Source organism: Streptomyces sp. NPDC005485 (assembly GCF_040606085.1).
Lineage (GTDB): Bacteria > Actinomycetota > Actinomycetes > Streptomycetales > Streptomycetaceae > Streptomyces.
In genome coordinates this window covers 1-19,765 of sequence record NZ_JBEXDZ010000172.1, presented here as the reverse complement: position 1 = coordinate 19,765, position 19,765 = coordinate 1, and the positions used below count along the sequence as shown (strand labels likewise).

Below are 19,765 nucleotides of genomic sequence, written 5' to 3'. Positions count from 1 at the left end.
ATCCACGACAACAGCCCCAGCGCGAACATGTTCTTGCTGCGCTCGGCCTCCTTGCGCGACAGCTCGAACTCGCTCAGCGCCTGAACGGTCATTGTGGTCAGCGGCACCGGATGCACCTGATAGCCATCCAGCGAACCGTCCTCCAACGGGGAGGCCGCATAACCGACCTTCGCCATCGCCCGCTTGGTGAACTCGTCCGTGTTGACGATGATCTCCGCGCCGCGCGGCAGATCGCCCACGTTCGCCTTCAACGCGGCCGGGTTCATCGCCACCAGCACATTCGGCGCATCGCCGGGGGTCAGGATGTCGTGGTCGGCGAAATGCAGCTGGAACGACGAAACGCCCGGCAGAGTGCCTGCAGGCGCCCGGATCTCGGCGGGGAAGTTCGGCAACGTGGACAGATCATTACCGAACGACGCCGTCTCCGAGGTGAACCGGTCCCCCGTCAGCTGCATACCGTCACCCGAGTCCCCCGCGAACCGAATGATCACCCGGTCCAGCCGGCGGACATCCTTCGCCCCCACCGGTTTGCGCTGTTCTCCTACGACGGCTTCGTCGGCCTGCTCCGCTGGGCTACTGACCTGGCTCGTCACTGAACTGGACCTCCCTCGAGGCGGCTTTTCGGGAGTGGCCGTCCCGCCGGCCTTCCCAATATCAACCCTACGTCGGTAAGGGTCGCCTTCCTGTGGCCATTCGCATGATGGACACCCATTTGAGACGACCACGCGCCCTGATTTGCCATGATTTGCTCGCCCCCCGGCGCTTTCCTGGTAGACGCTCCCCGCTCACCCACTGGTTCTTGCTTCACGCACATTGGTTCGGGCACTGGTCCGGTTTCACACGCGGCGATTCCGGCTTCACCTAGCAGCTGACACAGTGTCAGGTAGTCAGGAGTTCAGATAGGTGAGCACGGCCAGAACACGCCGGTGGTCCCCGTCACTTGGGGACAGACCGAGCTTCAGGAAGATGTTGCTGACGTGCTTCTCCACCGCGCCGTCGCTCACCACCAGCTGACGGGCGACGGCCGAGTTCGTGCGCCCCTCGGCCATCAGTCCCAGGACTTCTCGCTCACGCGGGGTGAGTCCCGCGAGCACGTCCTGCTTGCGGCTGCGGCCGAGCAGCTGCGCCACCACTTCGGGGTCCAGCGCTGTGCCTCCCTGGGCCACCCGCACCACCGCGTCGACGAACTCACGTACCTCGGCTACCCGGTCCTTGAGCAGATAGCCGACCCCGTGACTCGAACCCGCGAGCAGTTCGGTGGCGTACTGCTCCTCGACGTACTGCGACAGCACCAGGACGCCGAGCCCGGGATGCGCCTTGCGCAGCTGCACCGCGGCCCTGACCCCCTCGTCGGTGTGTGTCGGCGGCATCCGCACATCGGCGACGACGACGTCAGGCAGCTCGTTCTGCGTCGCCAGCTCGGTGATGGTCTTGATCAGCGCGTCACCGTCCCCGACACCCGCCACCACGTCGTGCCCACGGTCGGTCAGCAACCGGGTCAGGCCCTCCCTGAGCAGCACTGAATCCTCGGCGATGACCACCCGCACCCTGTCCTCCACGATTTTCGGCCCCCCACAGCCCGTCCCCGGCCCGCACCGGTACCTCCCGGCCCGCCGGGGTCCGCTCCCGGCTTCCGCCGGTCCAGTCCCCGCTCATACGACAGCCCCCAGCATTCCAGCATCGGGACCGGACCGCTCCCGAGCAACGGGAATAGCCGGGAGTGGTTGGGGCATTTCAGCCCGTTCGGCGTTCGGCGTTCGGCGTTCGAGGACGAGCGCGAAGCGGGATGGCAGGGGGAAGGGGGCGCAGCCCCAGGACAACGGGACGGGTATGGGCGGAGGGGGCGAAACCCCGTAGGGCCCGCCCCCCGTCCCCCGACAGGCCCGGCAGGTCCCGGCAGGCGTCACCCCCGCCAGGGCAGCTCCGCCGTGATCCGGGTCGGCCCGGCCACAGGCGAGTCCACCACCAGAATCCCGTCCACCGCGTCGAGCCGCTCGGCGAGCCCCGCCAGCCCGGACCCGCCCGAGACGTCCGCTCCACCCACACCGTTGTCGGTGACCTGGATCATCAGCCGGTTCTCGACGCGCCACACATCGACCATGGCGACGGTCGCCCGCGAGTGCTTGCTGATGTTCTGCAGCAGCTCGGACACCGTGAAGTAGGCGATCCCCTCGATGGCGGGCGCCGGCCGGGACGGCAGGTCCACCTCGACCTGCACCGGCACCGTGCAACGCGAGGCCACCGCGGACAGCGCCGCGTCCAGGCCCCGGTCGGTGAGAACCGCCGGGTGGATGCCGCGCGCCAGATCCCGCAGCTCCTGCAACGCCGTCTTCACCTCACCGTGCGCCTCGTCGACCATGCGCGCCGCGGCCTGCGGGTCCTCCGTCAGCTTCTCCTTCGCGAGGCCGAGCCCCATCGCGAGGTTGACCAGCCGGGCCTGCGCCCCGTCGTGCAGATCGCGTTCGATACGGCGCAGGTCGGCCGCGGCCGTGTCCACCACGACCCCGCGGTCCGACTCCAGCTCCACCACACGCGTCGCCAGCTTCGAAGGGCCGAGCAGCCCGTGCACCATCAGCCGGTCCACCGTCGTCAGCGCCCGCACGATCCACGGCGTGGCCATCGTGAAGAGCAGCCCGACCAGCGCGGTCACCGTGATCTCGAACGGGTTGTCGAGGTAGATCGAGTGTGTGCCGTCGCCGTACAACTGAAGCCCGCCCTGGCCGCCGTACATCGGGAAGATCCAGAACCACAGCGGGTACGTCAGCAGGGCCCAGCCGTACGCCCAGACATTCAGCGCCACGACGAACGAGAACACGGCCCACGGGAAGTGCAGCACCGCGTACAGCAGATGCCGCCAGGACGTGCCGCTCTTCAGCACGGCCCCCATCCAGGCCAGCGCCCCGTGCCCCTTCATGCGCAGCGGCTCCGGCTCGGCCACCTCCAGGCGGAGCAGTGCGCGCGCCCGCGCCCGCTCCAGCGAGCCGAAGCCGCGGCAGCTCGCCAGGGTCGCCGCGAGCACCGGGACGCCGACGAAGGTGATCAGCAGACCGGCGCCGAGCGAGAACATCGTGACGGTGAACGTGAACATGACGACGCTGATCGGGAAGCTGAGCATCACATAGCCGAACTCACGCCAGCTGCGGGCCTCGATCGGCGCCCGCAGCGGGGCCGGGAGACGGTGCCGCCGCTCATCGGCGCCCGCCCCGCGGAATCCGGGACCACTGTGCGACCCGTACCCCTGTCCGTACTCCGTGGCCATCGGCGTCGTCCGTTCTACTCGTCTGTTCTGCGCGTCTGCTCGCCGGCTTGTATCTCCACTCTGCTGGCCGCGGTGCTTTCGGGCCATGGAGCGGGTCGGCGTCTTGGGGCGGGGGTTTTCCCTACCTCATCTCGGCCTGACCTCGCGCGGGAGGAACGCGGACGCCCGGCGGGCTCTGTGGCGCGCCGGGCGTTCGTTTTTACGACTGTCGTGCCGATGCCGATGCCGATGCCGATGCCGATGCCGATGCCGATGCCGGGGCCGCTGGCGGGCGTGGTGGCGGTGGCAGGAGTGGTGCGGGTGCCGGTGACTAGCGTTCCGGCCCGTCCTGGCGGTCCCGCCACGGCAGTTCCGCCGTGATGGTGGTCGGGCCGCCGACCGGCGAGTCGATGACGAACAGGCCGTCGACCGCGCCGAGCCGGTCCGCGAGCCCCGCCATCCCCGTACCGCCGTCCAGGCCGGCGCCGCCGCGCCCGTCGTCCTGGACCTGGATCAGCAGCCGCTCGTCCGAGCGCCACACATCGACGGACGCGGATCGCGCCCCGCTGTGCTTGCTGACGTTCTGCAGCAGCTCGGAGACGGTGAAGTAGGCGATGCCCTCGATGGCCGCCGCCGGGCGGGCCGGGAGGTCGGCCGTCACCTTCACCGGCACGGTGCACCGGGAGGCGACCGACGACAGCGCCGCGTCCAGGCCCCGGTCGGTGAGAACCGCCGGGTGGATGCCGCGCGCCAGGTCACGCAGCTCCTGCAGGGCGAGCTTCACCTCGCCGTGCGCCTCGTCGACCATGGCCGCGACCTGCTCGTCGGCCTGGCCCTCCAGAAGCTTCTCCTTCGCGAGACCGAGCCCCATCGCGAGGTTGACCAGCCGGGCCTGCGCCCCGTCGTGCAGATCGCGTTCGATACGGCGCAGGTCGGCCGCGGCCGTGTCCACGACGACCCCGCGGTCCGACTCCAGCTCGGCGATACGCCGCTCCAGCTCGTCGGAGGGCGACAGCAGCCCGCGCACCAGGGCCCGGTCCACGTTCGTCAGCCCCCGCGCGAGGAACGGCAGCACCGGCCACAGCACGAACAACGACACCATCGTGATCGTGAACGTCGCGATGCCCCACGGCAGCCGTATGAACTCGTACAGGACCGTCCGCCAGCCCACCGGGTCCTTCAGGCTCGACCACAGCCAGCCGAAGAAACCGGTCCGGCGCACCGGCAGCGGGCTCGGCTCGTCGATCCGCAGGCCGAGCAGCTTCCGCGCCCGCGCCCGCTCCGCCTTGCCCAGCTGCCGCACGCCCCGCAGCCCGCCGGCCAGCAACGGCAGTCCGACCACCGTCACCGCGAGCCCCGCACCGGTGAACACCATCGCCGCGACGTACGTGAAGCCGACGATGGCGAGCGGGAGATTCGTGAGGAGATGCGCGATCTCCTTCCACGTCTGCCCGCCGAGGGCGAATCGGGCGGGCGGCAGCTGGTCTCCGTCCGCGGTGCCGTCGGTGGCTCCGCCGTACGCGCCGCCGTACTTGCCGCCGTGGGCGCCGTTGTGGGCTGCGTCGGACGTGCCGCCGTAGGCGCCTGCGTAGGAGTCCCGGTAGGTGCTTTCGTCCGGCGGGCCGATGACGGGCGCCCCCGGCCCGTGCGTGGTGCTGCGTTCGGTCATGTCCGCCAGCCTGCCGGGCCGCGGGCCGTAATGCCATGAGGGGGACCGCCAGGTTCCCCTGGGGAAAACCCCACCCCACCCCCGAACGCGTTCGGACAGGGCGACGAACGCCTTCGGGCATGGCAACCTGTGACGGGCTGCTTACCGTCTCTTTAGCAGGCCCTAGACTCCGGTGCGTACAGATCGTCGAACACAACGTTCAGGGAGCGAGGGGCGGACGTGCCGGAACCGACCATGGTCGCGGGAACCGGGAACCGAGCCGTCGTCGCGGCGGACTATTTCCAGTCCTACTCGGTCGTCGGACTGCTCGCCCTCGTCGGCGTGCTGTTCGTCGCCGTCGCCTTCGGCGCGGGACGTCTGCTGCGGCCGGTGGTCCCCACCCCCGAGAAACTCCTGACGTACGAGTGCGGTGTCGACCCCGTCGGCGAGGGCTGGGCCCACACCCAGGTCCGCTACTACGTCTACGCCTTCCTCTACGTCATCTTCGCCGTCGACTCGATCTTCCTCTTCCCCTGGGCGACGGTCTTCGCAGCGCCCGGCTACGGCGCCGCGACCCTCGTGGAGATGTTCCTCTTCCTCGGCTTCCTCGCCGTCGGCCTGCTGTACGCATACAAGAAGGGCGTCCTCACATGGGCGTGACGCCGGAAGCACATGCGCCGGAGCCCGTTCTCCTCCCGGAGCCGAAGCGGCTCGGCGCCCTCTCGCGCCTCGCCCCGGAGCCCATGAAGGTCGTCCTCAACTGGGGCCGCCGCTACTCGCTCTGGGTCTTCAACTTCGGCCTCGCCTGCTGCGCGATCGAGTTCATCGCCGCGTCGATGGCCCGCCACGACTTCATCCGCCTCGGCGTGATCCCCTTCGCACCGGGTCCGCGCCAGGCCGACCTGATGGTGGTGTCGGGGACGGTGACGGACAAGATGGCGCCCGCCGTGAAGCGGTTGTACGAGCAGATGCCCGAGCCGAAGTACGTCATCTCGTTCGGCGCCTGCTCCAACTGCGGCGGCCCCTACTGGGACTCGTACTCCGTCACCAAGGGCGTCGACCAGATCATCCCCGTCGACGTCTACGTCCCCGGCTGCCCCCCGCGTCCGGAAGCCCTCCTCCAAGGCATCCTCAAGCTCCAGGAGAAGATCGCTCGGGAATCACTGGGGGAGCGGTACGGCGTCACACGCCCGTCGACGGCCGCACTGCAGAGCGGGCTGGTGCAGCCGCCGGCCGGGCCACCGGCTGAGGGTCCGGCGTCGGGTCCGGTGTCGGGTCCGGTCGCGGGGGAGGGCCGATGACCGTCGGCTGGCTGCCCGCTCCCGTCGAGGAACTCTTCGGCCCGGAGGCCACGGCCGAGGAGTCGTACGACGTCCTCACGGTCGACGTACCGCCGACGGCCTGGATCACCGCCCTGGAGATGGCCCGCACCACCCTGTCGTGCACGTACTTCGACTGGCTGAGCGCCGTCGACGAACCCGGCACCGGCTTCCGCGTCTCCGCCCACGTGGTGGCGCTGTCCCCGGTGCGCAGGCTTCTCGTACGGACGACGGTTCCGCACGAGGCGGCGGTCCTGCCGTCCGCGATCTCCGTCTACGCCGGCGCCGCCTGGCACGAACGTGAGACCCACGAAATGTTCGGCGTCTCCTTCGAGGGCCACCCGGCACTGGACCACCTCCTGCTGCCCGAAAACTTCGAGGGCCACCCCCTCCGCAAGGACTTCGTCCTCGCCGCCCGCGTGGCCAAGGCCTGGCCCGGCGCGAAGGAACCCGGCGAGTCCGAGCACGGCGGACCCAAGCGCCGCCAGATGCTCCCCCCGGGCGTCCCCGACCCCAACGAGTGGGGCCCCCTCAAGGGCCAACTCCCGCCCGCCCCCTCCCGCCCGGCCCGCGGCGCCGCCCGCGCGGCAGGCGACCGCCCGGCACGCCGAGCCCGCACGGCAGCCGAGGGTTCGGTCGGCCAGGCGGCAGCCGAGGGTCCGGTCGGCCAGGCGGCAGCCGAGGGTTCGGTCGGCCAGGCGGCTCCCCCCGCCTCTGCGGACACCCCGGCACCGGCCCGCCGCGCACGCAGCGCGAGCCAGGGCTCGGCGACCCAACGCGCGGAAACCGCCGCCGCACCGACGCCTTCCGCGGCCCCGGCCGGCAACGAGCCCAAGCCGCCTGCCGCACCGTCACCGAGCGGTCCCGACACGCCGCGCGGCACGGACGCCCCGTGGCACCACGCCCGCCCCGCGTTCGAAGAGCCGGGCCAGGACCGCGACCCCAAGGCCACGCCGGCGACCGACACCACCTCGGGGACTGAAGCGGCTCCGACGACCGATGCCACCTCGGGGTCCGCGACTCCGGCAACGGAGGCCGCGCCGGAATCCGTCCCGCAGTCCGACGAGAGCCAGGACCCCGCCTCCGCCGACCCGCCGGACCAGGCAAGCCCGGTGAACCCGCCGGACCAGGCAAGCCCGGTGGACTCGGAGGACCAGGCAAGCCCGGTGGACCCGCCGGACCAGGCAAGCCCGGTGGACTCGGAGGACCAGACAAGCTCGGTGGACCCGCCGGACCCGTCAGATCCGCCGAACCCCGCAGGAGGCGCGCAGTGAACGACGCTCTCGACGTCGCCCTGCGACTCCTCGTCGTCTTCGTCGTGTTCCTGACGTTCCCCTTGATCGTGGGGCAGACCGAGCACAAGGTGATGGCCCACATGCAGGGCCGCCTGGGCCCGATGTACGCGGGTGGCTTCCACGGCTGGGCCCAACTGGTCGCGGACGGCGTGAAGTTCGCGCAGAAGGAAGACATCGTCCCCGCGGGCGCGGACCGCCGTATCTTCCAACTCGCCCCCGCCGTGGCCCTCCTCCCGTACCTCCTGGTCCTCCTCGCCATCCCGATCGGCCCCGGCGAGGGAGCTGTCGGCGAGGTCGTCGACGCGGGCATCTTCTTCGTGCTCGCCGTCATGGGCGTCGGAGTCCTCGGCTCACTCATGGCCGGCTGGGCCTCCGCCAACAAGTTCTCCCTCCTCGGCGGCCTCCGTACGGCAGCCCAGCTCCTCGCCTACGAACTGCCCATGCTGCTCACCGCCGCCTCCGTGGCGATGGCGGCCGGCACCGTCTCCCTCCCCGGCATCGTCGACGCCTTCGAGTGGTGGTGGCTGCCGTGGCAGATCGTCGGCGCGATCGTCTTCTTCGTCGCGGGACTGGCCGAGCTCCAGCGGCCGCCCTTCGACATGCCGGTCGCCGACTCGGAGATCATCTTCGGCGCGTACACCGAGTACACCGGCCTGCGTTTCGCTCTCTTCCTCCTCGCCGAGTACGCCGGAATCGTCGTCCTGTGCGGTCTGACCACCGTCCTCTTCCTGGGCGGCTGGCACGGCCCGGGAGGCGCCGACGGCCTCGGCTGGGTCTGGACCCTCCTGAAAACCGCGGTCCTGGCTTTCGTCGTGATCTGGCTGCGCGTCACCTACCCCCGTCTTCGCGAGGACCAGCTCCAGAAACTCTCCTGGACCCTCCTCGTCCCGCTCGCTCTCGCCCAGATCGCCCTCACCGGCGTCGTGAAGGTGGTGATCTCGTAACCATGGCTCCGATCCCCGGCAGTGGCCTCGCCAAGGGCCTGGCCGTCACTCTCCGCACGATGACGAAGCGCTCGCACACCGCGCAGTACCCGGACGCCCAGCCCGACCTCCCGCCCCGTTCGCGCGGCGTCATCGGCCTCTTCGAGGAGAACTGCACGGTCTGCATGCTGTGCGCCCGCGAGTGCCCCGACTGGTGCATCTACATCGACTCCCACAAGGAGACGGTCCCGCCCGCCGCCCCCGGCGGACGCGAGCGCAGCCGCAACGTCCTCGACCGCTTCGCCATCGACTTCTCCCTCTGCATGTACTGCGGTATCTGCATCGAGGTCTGCCCTTTCGACGCCCTCTTCTGGTCCCCCGAGTTCGAGTACGCGGAGACCGACATCCACGAACTCACCCATGAGCGCGACAAGCTCCGCGAGTGGATGTGGACGGTCCCGGCCCCACCCGCCCTCGACCCCGGCGCCGAGGAACCCAAGGAATTCACCGCCGCCCGCAAAGCCGCCGACAAACTCGCCGCAGAACAGGCAACAGCCACCGAGCCCGAGTCTCCGACCCCCACCCGGACCCCCGCCAAGGCAGAGCCGCAGACTCCCGCCCAGGCAGAGCCGCAGACTCCCGCCCAGACTCCCGCCCAGACTCCCGCCCAGGCTCCCGCCCAGGCTCCCGCCCAGGCTCCCGCCCAGGCAGAGCCGCAGACTCCCGCCCAGGCTCCCGCCAAGGCAGAGCCGCAGACTCCCGCCCAGGCAGAGCCGCAGACTCCCGCCCAGACTCCCGCCCAGACTCCCGCCCAGACTCCCGCCCAGGCTCCCGCCCAGGCTCCCGCCCAGGCAGAGCCGCAGACTCCCGCCCAGGCTCCCGCCAAGGCAGAGCCGCAGGCTCCCGCCCAGGCAGAGCCGCAGACTCCCGCCCAGGCAGAGCCGCAGACTCCCGCCCAGGCCGAGACCTCAGCCGAGGACACCGGCATGAGCACAGGTACCGGTGCAGGCGCAGGCGCAGGCGCCGGCACGACCGAGCCTCCGGCTGTGGGCGCGCCCGAACCTCCGGCCGCCGATACGGCCGACACCGCCGAAACCCCCACCACCACCGGACCGCCCGCCCCGCCCGCCGATCCGCAGGAGGGTGAGTCGTGAGTCTCGCCGCAGCAACGGCCGCAGCAGGAACGGCCGCCGCGGCGCGGGCCGCGACCACCACCGCCGCCGAGGGCCACGGCTTCCTCTCCCCGACCGGCGTCGAGATCGCCTTCCTCCTCGTCGGCCTGGTCACCTTCGGCGCCGCGATCGTCACCGTCACCACCAAGCAACTGGTGCACGCCGCCCTGTGGCTCGTGGTGGCGCTCGGCGGTATCGCCGTCGAATACCTCCTCCTCACGGCCGAGTTCATCGCCTGGGTGCAGGTCCTCATCTACGTCGGCTCCGTCGTCGTTCTCCTCCTGTTCGGTCTGATGCTCACCAGGGCCCCCATCGGCCGCTCCCCGGACGCCGACTCCGGCAACCGCTGGGCCGCCCTGACCGTGGCCGTCGCCGCGGCCGGCGCCCTGATCTGGGTCGTTGTCGACGCCTTCCGGACGACCTGGGTCGACCTGGACGGCGCCGCCGCCGGTTCCACAGCCGTGACCGGCGCAAGCCTCTTCCAGAACTGGGTGCTTCCCTTCGAAGCGCTCTCTGTCCTCCTCCTCGCCGCCCTTGTCGGCGCGATCGTCCTCTCCCGCAAGGCGAAGGCGGACGCGGCCGGCACCACCGCCCGCCCCGCCTCCGGGCGAGGCACTCCCACAGGGCCGAACACCCTCTCCGGGCCGGGCACCCCCTCCGCTGCCGGCCCCTCCGCCGCACGCGGTACCCCGAGCCGTACGGCCGCCTCCGACGGGCAGTCCCCGGCCAAGGAAGGGCCCCGCTGATGCACCTCGCCTATCCCGCCGTACTCTCCGCCCTCCTCTTCTGCACGGGCCTGTACGGAGTCCTCGCGCGGCGCAACGCGATCCTCGTCCTGATGTCCGTCGAACTGATGCTCAACGCCGTCAACCTGAACCTCGTCGCCTTCGACGTCTGGCTCTCCAGGACCGCCCGCGACACCCTGCACTCCGGTCAGGCACTGACCCTGTTCACCATCGCCATCGCCGCCGCCGAGATCGGCATCGGCCTGGCGATCGTCCTCGCCGTCCACCGCAATCGCGGCACCTCGGACATCGACAAGCTCCGCGACACCGCCGAGGGCCACGACAGTGGCGCACCCGCGGCCGAGAAGGCTGAGGCCACCGCGTGACCACGACCACCCTCGCCGTCCTCGTCCCCCTCCTACCTTTCCTGGGCTCCGTGGCGGGACTCCTCCTCGGCCGCACGGCCCCGGGCTTCGTCCGCCCCCTCGCCGTCCTGCCGACCCTGACCGCACTCGTCGTCGCCGTGCTGGTCGCCGTACGCCAGGGCGGCGAGCAGGCGGTCAACGCCGCCACCGAGCTGACACCCACCGGCTCGGTCCCGGTCGAACTGGCTCTGCACATCGACGGCTTCGCCGCCCTTGTCGCCGTCCTGGTCGGCCTGGTCGCGTCCTGCGTGCAGATCTACTCGACGGGCTACCTGCGCGACGACCCGCGCTACCCCTCGTACGCCGCTCTCGTCTCCCTCTTCACCTCCGCGATGCTGCTGGTCGTCTACTCCGGCGACCTGATCGTGCTCCTGGTCGGCTGGGAGATCATGGGCATCTGCTCGTACTTCCTGGTCGGCCACTACTGGGAGACCCCCGAGGCCCGCGCCGCCTCGATCAAGGCCTTCCTGGTCACCAAGCTCGGCGACGTCCCCTTCCTCATCGGCCTGTTCGCACTGGCCACCGACGCCGGGTCCTTCCGCATCACCAAGGTCCTCGGCGCGGTCGCCGGCGGCGGACTCGACCACCCGACGCTGATCGCTCTGCTGCTCCTCGCCGGCGTGGCGGGCAAGTCGGCGCAGTTCCCGCTGCACACCTGGCTCCCCGACGCGATGGCGGGCCCCACGCCCGTCTCCGCCCTGATCCACGCCGCGACGATGGTCGCCGCCGGTGTCTACTTCATCGCCCGGCTCCTCCCCGTCTTCCAGTCCTCCTCGGCCGCGATGGTCGTCCTCGCCGTCATGGCCGCCGTCACGATGGCCGGCTCGGCACTCGCCGCGCTCGCCCAGGACGACATCAAGCGCGTCCTCGCGTACTCGACGATCGGCCAACTCGGCTACATGACCGGCGCCCTTGCCGTCGGCGACCGTGGTGCCGCCGTCTTCCACCTCCTGTCGCACGGCGCCTTCAAGGCGCTCCTGTTCCTCGCGGCCGGCGTGATCATTCACGCGACCGGCACCAACTCGCTGGCCGCCATGTCCCGGATGAAGGACCTGCGCGCCCGCATCCCCGACGCCTACTGGACGATGACCGTGGCGCTGCTCGCCCTCGCCGCGATGCCGCCGTTCAGCGGCTTCTTCTCCAAGGAAGCCGTCCTCGGCGCCGCCGAACACGTCGCCACCGGCCACACCGAGCACGCCCCCGGCGCCGCGGGCTGGATCGTCCTCGTCGCCGGCCTGCTCACTGCCGTGCTCACCGCCGCCTACGCCACCCGCCTCTGGCTGCTGGCCTTCCGCGGCCGGGGCCCCGAGGCCCCCGACCACGGCAGGCAGCCCCTCACCATGACCGTGACACTGTGGGTCCTGGCGGTCCCCTCGCTCGCCGTCGGCCTGGCGTACGGGCCGCTGCCCGACTGGTTCGACGGCCGCGACCTCACGCCGGTCCTCACCACGTCCGTGCTCGGCACCGGGCTCGCCCTCGTCGGCGGACTCGTCACCTACGGCGCCTGGCGGCACACCACCGCTATGGCGGCCCGCGTCCCGCTGGGCGCCGTCGCGGCCCACCCCGAGGGCGACCCCGGGCTGGTCGAGGCCGAAGCCATCGCGAGCCATGCACCCGCCTACGGAAACGTGGCCTCCGCGCCCGACCCGGCCGACCCGGGCCGACTGCTGCTCGGCCCGCTGCACCGCCACGCTGCCGTCGGCTTCCACCTGGACGCCGTCTACGCGGCGCTCTTCGTCCGCCCGGTCCAGGCCGCGGCCGCACTGGTGCGATTCCTCGACCGCGAGGTCGTCGACACCTACGTACGCGGTGCGGGCGCCCTACCCCGCTGGCTCGGCGCGGCCGTACGCCGCGCCCAGACCGGCAACGTGCAGACCTATGTGAGCGCGCTGCTCGCCGGCACCGTCGTCCTGGTGGTCGCCGCCCTCCTCGTCGCCACGGGAGCGTGAGCAGGCGTGATCGATATCAACGAGTCCGTGATGCAGATTCTTCTGGCATTCATCGTCGTCGGCCCGCTCATCGGGGCCGCCGCCGCTCTTCTGCCGGCCCCGCCCGGGCTGAAGGGGAAGTCGCCCGAGCAGGCCGTGCTGCGGCACGGCGTGACCGTGACCGGCGCGGTGCTCATCGCCGCGATCGTCCTCGCGCTCGGCTTCGACCACGACCACCCGTCGAAGATGCAGGCCACGACGGACATCAGCTGGATCCCCGCACTCGACGTGCGGATCCACCTCGGCATCGACGGCATTTCCCTCCCCCTTCTGGTCCTGACCGCGCTGCTGACCTTCCTCTGCGCGCTCTACAGCTACTTCAAGATGCCCGCGGGTCCGACCCCGAAGGCCTTCGTCGCCCTGCTGCTCGTCCTTGAGTCCGGCACCCTCGCGACCTTCGCCGTCCTCGACCTGCTGCTGTTCTTCCTCGCGTTCGAGATGGTGCTCATCCCGATGTACTTCCTCATCGCCCGATGGGGCGGTGCGGAACGCCAGGCCGCTGCCTGGAAGTTCATCCTGTACACGCTGCTCGGTTCGGTCGTCATGCTGCTGGGCCTGCTCCTGATCGGAATCAAGTCCGGCACATTTGACATGGTGGCACTCGCCACTGACAACGGCCACGGGCTGACCACATCCGTGCAGGTCATCGCCGTTTTGGCGATCGGAATCGGGCTCGCGGTCAAGACGCCGATGTGGCCGTTGCACAGCTGGCTGCCGGACGCGCACACGGCCGCGCCGACCGTTGGCTCGGTCCTGCTGGCCGGAGTGCTGCTGAAGATGGGTACGTACGGTTTCGTCCGGATTCTGCTGCCGGTCGCGCCCGACGGTCTGCACACCTTCGCGCCCTACCTCGCCGCCTTCGCCGTCGTCGGGATCATCTACGGATCCCTGGCCTGCCTGGCCCTCGCCAAACAGGGTGCGAAGGGTGATCTCAAGCGCCTCATCGCGTACTCCTCCGTCGGCCACATGGGCTTCGTGCTGCTCGGCATCTCGACGATGACCCCGACCGGCGTGAACGGCGCGCTCTTCGCCAACATCGCGCACGGCCTCATCACCGGCCTCCTCTTCTTCCTGGTCGGCGCGCTGAAGGACCGGACCGGCACCACCGACCTCGACACCCTCGCCGAGGAGACCGGCGCCGCCCTCTACGGCAAGGCCCCGCGCCTCGGCGGCCTCATCGCCTTCGGCGCCGTCGCCTCGCTCGGCCTGCCGGGCCTCGCCGGATTCTGGGGCGAGATGCTGGCGCTGTTCGGCGCGTTCAAGCCCGCCGAAGACCTCAGCCGCCCCGCGTTCCTCACGTTCATGGCGATCGCCGCTTTCGGAACGCTGCTCACCGCCGCGTACATGCTCCTCGTCGTCCGCCGCGTCTGTATGGGCGCGACTCCGAAGCCGGACGGCCCGCAACTCGCCGACGTCCAGAACTACGAGTTCGCCGCCTGGACTCCGCTCGTCGTCCTCACCGTCGTCGCCGGACTCTGGCCGAAGGCCCTCCTCGGCCTCTCCGACCCGGCCGTGCAGCAGCTCCTCGCAGGAGGCACCCGATGAGCTCCCTCGTCCAGTCCGTCGACTGGCTCGCGATCGCGCCGCCCACTCTCACCGCGCTCGTCGGACTCGTCGTGCTCGTCGCCGACCTCTTCCTCGGCGACGACAAGAAGGCGGTACTCGGCTGGGTGTCGGTCGTGGGCCTCGCCGCGTCCGCGCTCCTCCTGCTGCCCCTCCTGGACGGCGACCGCGCCACCTTCTGTCTGACGGGCGACGCAGGCGCGTGCAGTTACACGGCGGACCGCTTCACCCTCGTCATCCAGTTCCTGGTCCTCGGCGGCGCACTTCTTGCGGCCCTGTTGTCGGTGACCGCCCTCAAGGACGCCAACAAGGAACTCCCCGAAGGGGAGTTCTGGTTCCTGCTGCTCTCCTCGGCCGCGGGCGCCGCCCTGCTGCCGGCCTCACGCGACCTCGCGACCCTCATCGTCGCCCTGGAAGTCGCCTCCCTGCCCGCCTTCGCCCTTGTCGGCATCAAGCACGGCGACAAGAAGTCCTCCGAGGCGGCCCTGAAGTTCTTCCTGTCCTCCGTCACCGCGACCGCCGTGAGCCTCATGGGCGTCAGCTTCGTCTACGCGACGACCGGCACCCTCTACCTCACCGAGATCGCGGACAAGATCCAGCACGTCGACGGCCAGTTCCACACCCTCGCCCAGGCGGGCGTCGTCCTCACTCTCGTCGGCTTCGCCTTCAAGACGGCCGCAGTGCCCTTCCACTTCTGGGTGCCCGACACCTACGTAGGGGCGCCTCTGCCGATCGCCGCCTACCTGTCGGTCGTCGGCAAGGCGGTCGGCTTCTCCGGGCTGATCCTCGTCACCGTCGTCGCGTTCCCGTCGTACGCGGACGTCTGGGGACCGGCGCTCGCGGCGCTGGCCGCCCTCACCATGACCGTCGGCAACGTCGGCGCCCTGCGGCAGCAGACCACGCGCGCGTACAGCGCGGTACGGCTGCTCGCCTGGTCCTCCGTCGGTCAGGCCGGCTACCTGCTGGTGCCGATCGCCTCCGCCGCCTATTCCAAGGACGGCGAGAAGGCCATCGGCTCCACCGTCGCGTACGCCCTGATGTACGCGGCCGTGAACCTCGGCGCCTTCGCGGTCGCCGCCCTCGTGGGCCGTACGAGGGCGCTGAACCGCATCAGCGACTACCGCGGCCTGTACGCGTCGAACCCCCTGGCCGCCCTGCTCCTCGGCTTCTTCCTGCTCTGCCTCGCCGGGCTGCCGCCGGGCATCATCGGTCTCTTCGCCAAGGTCACCGTCTTCGCGTCCGCTGTCGACGCGGGGCTCGGCTGGCTGGCCGTGGTCATGGCCGTCAACGTCGTGATCGCCCTCTTCTACTACCTCCAGTGGACGACCCTGCTGTTCCGCGCGCCCGAGGGCGAGCCCGAGAAGCACCGGGTGCCGGCCCCACTGACGGCCGCCATCGCGCTGACCGCGGTCCTGGGCGTCGCCCTGTCCGGGGCGCCCCAGCTGATCCTGCGATTCTCGGACACCGGCCTGTTCTGACCCGGCCCGCCCAAAACACCCTCCACGCGCGCGTGGCCCGTCCTGCCCCGTCACCCGGACGGCCCACGCGCGCAGGTGCCCGCACAAGGGAACTAGCGCTCCTCGCCTGGCGTTGACCAGTACGGGAGGGTCCACTGAAGAGTGGAAGCAGAGCATCACCAGGCAAAGGGTTCCCCTGCCGCACCACTTGGAGGGCGTACCGTGCACCGCCGGCACAACGGGCTCAGGACCGCCGTACTCCTCGGGGGACTGTCCGCACTCATCATCGTCATCGGCAGCTTCTTCGGGCGTACCGGACTCGTCGTCGCACTCTTCGTAGCGATCGGCACCAACGCGTACGCGTACTGGAACAGCGACAAAGTGGCTCTACGCGCGATGCGCGCGCGCCCCGTGAGCGAGTTCGAGGCCCCGGCCCTCTACCGGATGGTCCGTGAGCTCTCCACACAGGCCCGCCAACCGATGCCGCGCCTGTACATCTCACCGACGGAGGCGCCGAACGCGTTCGCGACCGGCCGCAACCCTCGTAACGCGGCGGTGTGCTGCACCGAAGGCATCCTGCGCATCCTGGACGAGCGCGAGCTGCGCGGTGTGATCGGCCACGAACTCAGCCACGTCTACAACCGCGACATCCTGATCTCGTCGGTCGCCGGCGCGCTCGCCTCCGTGATCATGTTCCTGGTCAACTTCGCCTGGCTGATCCCGATCGGCCGCTCGAACGACGACGACGGCCCCGGCATCCTGGGCATGCTCATGATCATGATTCTGGGACCGCTCGCCGCATCCCTGATCCAACTCGCCATCAGCCGTTCCAGGGAGTACGAGGCGGATGCGTCCGGCGCGCAACTCACCGGCGACCCCCTCGCCCTGGCGAGCGCGCTGCGCAAACTCGACGCGGGCACCAAGCAATTGCCGCTGCCCCCCGAGCCCCGCATCGAGACCGCGAGCCACATGATGATCGCGAACCCCTTCCGCCCGGGACAGGGAGTGTCGAAGATGTTCTCCACGCACCCGCCGATGGCGGAGCGCATCGCCCGGCTCGAGAAAATGGCAGGTCGCCCTCAGTGAAAACCATCCTGAACGTCATTTGGCTCGTCCTGAGCGGCTTCTGGCTGTTCCTCGGATACCTGGCCGCGGGTGTACTGCTGTGCATCACGATCATCGGCATCCCGTTCGGCATCGCCGCGTTCCGCATCGGGGTCTACGCCCTGTGGCCCTTCGGCTATACGACGGTCGAGCGCCGTGACGCCGGCGCCCCCTCCTGCATCGGCAACGTGCTGTGGCTGATCCTCGCGGGCTGGTGGCTGGCCATCGCCCACATCGTCACCGGATTCCTCCTGTGCATCACGATCATCGGCATCCCGTTCGGCATCGCCAACTTCAAGCTGATCCCGGTCTCGCTGCTGCCCCTCGGCCGCGAAATCGTCCGCACGGACCAGCCGTTCGCCGGCCGCTAGCGCGGCGGCCGGGGCGCGGCACACGACGTACGCCTTGGCGGCACAGGGTTATCCACAGGCTGCCCGATTGTCAGTGCCGCGCTGCATCATGAATCCATGACCGAGATCGAGCAGTTGCTGGACAGGGTGACAGTCGAGGCCCGCAACACCCGCCCGTGGGGCTGGCCTTCACTGCCCGAGCCCGTGGAGGCCACCGCGCTCGCCCGCGCCGAGGCCATCCTCGGGTTCGCCCTGCCGCCGCTGCTCGCCTCGCTGTACCTGCGTATAGGGGACGGCGGATTCGGCCCGGAGTACGGCCTGCTGCCCTTGCTCGACAGCCACCCGTCGGGCGAGCCCGCCGCGGTCCCGCAGTACCTCGCCAACCGCAAGAGCGGCCGCAAGGACCCCGACTGGCCCTGGCCGGAGGGCGTCCTGCCGATATCCCACTGGGGCTGCGGCATGTACGCGTGCGTGGACTGCCGCAGCCCGAAGGCCACAGTCCTGCTCTTCGAGCCGAACGCCGCCGAGGCCGACAACGCCTGGTATGTGGACGCCCCGGCCCTCGCGGACTGGCTGCACACCTGGCTCGACGGCACGGGCTGGTACGAGGAGTCCAACGACGAGACGGACATGGCCCCCTGGCCCGACTTCCGGATACGCACGGCAGCGGCACCGACGCTCTAGCTGCCGCTGCCGCTGCGCTGGCGGATGTCCGGGCCTCTGGCCCCGACATCCGTCCCGCCCCGGACGCCTACCGCCCGGACGCCTACCGCCCGGACGCCTACCGCCCGGACGCCCACTTCCGTACGCCGTACGCCGCCGCCCCCACCGTCAGCGCAGCCGCGCCCACGACCACCGACACGCCGGGCAGCGCGAACGCCAGGACCACGCAACCGATGAGCCCCACGACCGGCACGACCCGCGACACCCACGTCGAACTCAGCGTCCATGCGGACGCGTTGGCCACTGCGTAGTACGCCAGCACACCGAAGGAGGAGAAGCCGATCGCGCCCCGCACATCCACCGTCGCGGCCAGCACGGCGACCACCGCGCCCACGGCCAGCTCTGCCCGGTGCGGCACTTTGAACCGCGGATGCACGGCGGCCAGGGCGCCCAGCAGATGACGGTCCCGGGCCATGGCCAGCGTCGTGCGCGAGACACCCAGGATCAGAGCGAGGAGCGAGCCGAGCGCAGCCATGGAAGCACCCACCCGCACCACCGGCACGAGCCCAGGCGCATCTGCTGCCCGCACCGCGTCGGCCAACGGGGCGGCCGCGTGCCCGAGCCCACCCGACCCCAGCACGGAAAGGACGGCCACCGCCACACCCGCGTACACCACAAGCGCGATGCCCAAGGCCAAGGGGATCGCGCGGGGAATGGTGTGCGCCGGATCCCGTACCTCCTCACCGAGGGTCGCGATCCGCGCGTACCCGGCGAACGCGAAGAACAGCAGACCGGCTGCCTGAAGCACCCCGCTCGCGCCGCCCGAGAGCCCGACGTCCAACCTGCTCGCATCGGCGGCGCCGGAGCCGAGACACACGATCACCACGGAAGCGAGGACCGCGAGAACCGACGCCACGATCGCCCGCGTCAGCCAAGCCGACTTCTGGACGCCGCCGTAGTTCACCGCGGTCAGTGCCACCACGGCCCCGACCGCCACCGCGTGCGCCTGCCCCGGCCAGACGTACGCCCCCACGGTGAGCGCCATGGCCGCACAGGAAGCGGTCTTCCCGACGACGAACGACCAGCCTGCCAGGTAGCCCCAGAAGTCGCCGAGCCGCTCGCGCCCGTAGACGTAGGTGCCACCCGAGGCGGGGTACATCGCGGCCAGCCGCGCCGAGGACATGGCATTGCAGTAGGCGACCACGGCGGCGACGGCGAGGCTCAGGAACAGCGCCGACCCGGCTGCCCGCGCCGCGGGTCCCAGGGCTGCGAAGATTCCGGCACCCACCATCGACCCGAGACCGATGACAACCGCGTCCCCGACCCCGAGCGTCCGCCGCAACTCCGCACCGGCCTGTGTCATGAACCGCACCCTACTGATCAGTGCAACCGGACGCCGTCGCAGAGGCGTCCTCCCCGGCGACGAGACAACAACACCGGCACAACCAGCGGTAAGAGCGCATGAACACAGCCGGGCCGGAGCATGAGCACAGCACGGGCACAGCGCGGAGAGGCAGGTTCACGGCATGGGCATCATCAGCTGGATCATTCTGGGGCTGTTGGCCGGAGCCATCGCCAAGTTCCTGCTGCCGGGGCGCGACCCGGGTGGCTTCATAGGGACGACCCTCATCGGCGTCGCGGGCGCCTTCATCGGGGGCTGGATATCCGCCCGCTGGCTGGACCACCCGGTCAGCAAGCACTTCTACGACGGCGCCACCTGGGCATCCGCGATCGGCGGCTCGCTCGTGCTGCTGATCGCCTACCGCATCCTGTTCGGCGACTCGCGCCGTTGAGCGCGTACCTCTGAGACCGCAGCCAGCAGGCGAGAAGGGTGGGGGCCCCCGGGGCCCCCCCACACCGTTCGCGGGGGGCGGGTGTGGGCGCCCCCAGAGGGC

General features: G+C 70.6%; 18 protein-coding genes and 1 pseudogene. 14 read left to right on the top strand and 5 right to left on the bottom strand.

The features are described 5' to 3' along the window. From ABZS97_RS37180 to ABZS97_RS37165, 4 genes are all read right to left on the bottom strand, one after another. Positions 1–593: 2-oxoacid:acceptor oxidoreductase family protein (locus ABZS97_RS37180; RefSeq protein WP_356145338.1), on the bottom strand; the 593-nt coding region annotated here is incomplete at its 3' end. A 294-nt stretch (positions 594–887) separates the two neighbouring features. Then, positions 888–1,547 carry a response regulator transcription factor gene (locus tag ABZS97_RS37175; protein WP_356145345.1) on the bottom strand — a complete coding sequence of 220 codons (660 nt, stop codon included), beginning with the start codon at positions 1,545–1,547 and terminating at the stop codon, positions 888–890. A 356-nt stretch (positions 1,548–1,903) separates the two neighbouring features. Beyond that, positions 1,904–3,259: a sensor domain-containing protein gene (locus ABZS97_RS37170; RefSeq protein ID WP_356145336.1), complete on the bottom strand. Its 1,356-nt coding sequence runs from the start codon at positions 3,257–3,259 to the stop codon at positions 1,904–1,906. 310 nt (positions 3,260–3,569) lie between these two features. Next, a complete protein-coding gene (locus ABZS97_RS37165; protein WP_356145334.1) occupies positions 3,570–4,907 on the bottom strand; it encodes a sensor domain-containing protein in 1,338 nt (445 codons plus the stop codon). A gap of 234 nt (positions 4,908–5,141) precedes the next feature. Between ABZS97_RS37165 and ABZS97_RS37160 the strand changes: the two genes are divergently transcribed. The 13 genes and pseudogenes from ABZS97_RS37160 to ABZS97_RS37100 all read left to right on the top strand — a co-directional run bounded on the left by ABZS97_RS37160 (position 5,142) and on the right by ABZS97_RS37100 (position 17,891). Further along, complete coding sequence (locus ABZS97_RS37160) at positions 5,142–5,546, top strand: NADH-quinone oxidoreductase subunit A (RefSeq protein ID WP_356145342.1); 405 nt, start codon at positions 5,142–5,144, stop codon at positions 5,544–5,546. Then, positions 5,537–6,187 carry an NADH-quinone oxidoreductase subunit B family protein gene (locus ABZS97_RS37155; RefSeq protein ID WP_356145332.1) on the top strand — a complete coding sequence of 217 codons (651 nt, stop codon included), beginning with the start codon at positions 5,537–5,539 and terminating at the stop codon, positions 6,185–6,187. Before ABZS97_RS37160 ends, ABZS97_RS37155 begins: the two co-directional genes overlap by 10 nt. Next, positions 6,184–7,479 (top strand): NADH-quinone oxidoreductase subunit C, encoded by a 1,296-nt coding sequence (locus ABZS97_RS37150; protein ID WP_356145330.1) that lies wholly within the window; start codon positions 6,184–6,186, stop codon positions 7,477–7,479. Before ABZS97_RS37155 ends, ABZS97_RS37150 begins: the two co-directional genes overlap by 4 nt. Then, positions 7,476–8,444 carry a complex I subunit 1 family protein gene (locus ABZS97_RS37145; protein ID WP_356145328.1) on the top strand — a complete coding sequence of 323 codons (969 nt, stop codon included), beginning with the start codon at positions 7,476–7,478 and terminating at the stop codon, positions 8,442–8,444. The genes ABZS97_RS37150 and ABZS97_RS37145 overlap by 4 nt, the downstream gene beginning before the upstream one ends. Before the next feature lie 2 nt (positions 8,445–8,446). Then, positions 8,447–8,986 (top strand): annotated as a pseudogene (locus ABZS97_RS37140) (NADH-quinone oxidoreductase subunit I); the annotation flags it as partial. A gap of 695 nt (positions 8,987–9,681) precedes the next feature. After that, positions 9,682–10,341, top strand: a complete 660-nt coding sequence (locus tag ABZS97_RS37135; RefSeq protein ID WP_356145340.1) for an NADH-quinone oxidoreductase subunit J — start codon at positions 9,682–9,684, stop codon at positions 10,339–10,341. Beyond that, on the top strand, positions 10,341–10,706 hold the full coding sequence (gene nuoK / locus ABZS97_RS37130; RefSeq protein ID WP_356145326.1) for an NADH-quinone oxidoreductase subunit NuoK: 366 nt from the start codon (positions 10,341–10,343) through the stop codon (positions 10,704–10,706). Before ABZS97_RS37135 ends, nuoK begins: the two co-directional genes overlap by 1 nt. Then, positions 10,703–12,694 (top strand): NADH-quinone oxidoreductase subunit L, encoded by a 1,992-nt coding sequence (locus ABZS97_RS37125; RefSeq protein ID WP_356145324.1) that lies wholly within the window; start codon positions 10,703–10,705, stop codon positions 12,692–12,694. The genes nuoK and ABZS97_RS37125 overlap by 4 nt, the downstream gene beginning before the upstream one ends. A gap of 6 nt (positions 12,695–12,700) precedes the next feature. Next, positions 12,701–14,278, top strand: a complete 1,578-nt coding sequence (locus ABZS97_RS37120) for an NADH-quinone oxidoreductase subunit M (RefSeq protein WP_356145322.1) — start codon at positions 12,701–12,703, stop codon at positions 14,276–14,278. Beyond that, a complete protein-coding gene (locus tag ABZS97_RS37115; protein WP_356145320.1) occupies positions 14,275–15,774 on the top strand; it encodes an NADH-quinone oxidoreductase subunit N in 1,500 nt (499 codons plus the stop codon). The genes ABZS97_RS37120 and ABZS97_RS37115 overlap by 4 nt, the downstream gene beginning before the upstream one ends. A 201-nt stretch (positions 15,775–15,975) precedes the next feature. After that, positions 15,976–16,839, top strand: a complete 864-nt coding sequence (gene htpX / locus ABZS97_RS37110; protein ID WP_356145318.1) for a zinc metalloprotease HtpX — start codon at positions 15,976–15,978, stop codon at positions 16,837–16,839. Next, complete coding sequence (locus ABZS97_RS37105; RefSeq protein WP_356145316.1) at positions 16,836–17,228, top strand: YccF domain-containing protein; 393 nt, start codon at positions 16,836–16,838, stop codon at positions 17,226–17,228. The genes htpX and ABZS97_RS37105 overlap by 4 nt, the downstream gene beginning before the upstream one ends. A gap of 96 nt (positions 17,229–17,324) precedes the next feature. Further along, on the top strand, positions 17,325–17,891 hold the full coding sequence (locus ABZS97_RS37100) for an SMI1/KNR4 family protein (protein WP_356145314.1): 567 nt from the start codon (positions 17,325–17,327) through the stop codon (positions 17,889–17,891). A gap of 97 nt (positions 17,892–17,988) precedes the next feature. Here the strand turns inward: ABZS97_RS37100 and ABZS97_RS37095 are convergent, their stop codons facing one another. Next, positions 17,989–19,233 carry an APC family permease gene (locus ABZS97_RS37095; protein WP_356145312.1) on the bottom strand — a complete coding sequence of 415 codons (1,245 nt, stop codon included), beginning with the start codon at positions 19,231–19,233 and terminating at the stop codon, positions 17,989–17,991. A 163-nt stretch (positions 19,234–19,396) separates the two neighbouring features. Between ABZS97_RS37095 and ABZS97_RS37090 the strand changes: the two genes are divergently transcribed. Next, positions 19,397–19,663: a GlsB/YeaQ/YmgE family stress response membrane protein gene (locus tag ABZS97_RS37090; RefSeq protein ID WP_356145310.1), complete on the top strand. Its 267-nt coding sequence runs from the start codon at positions 19,397–19,399 to the stop codon at positions 19,661–19,663. The last annotated feature ends 102 nt before the right edge of the window (positions 19,664–19,765 follow it).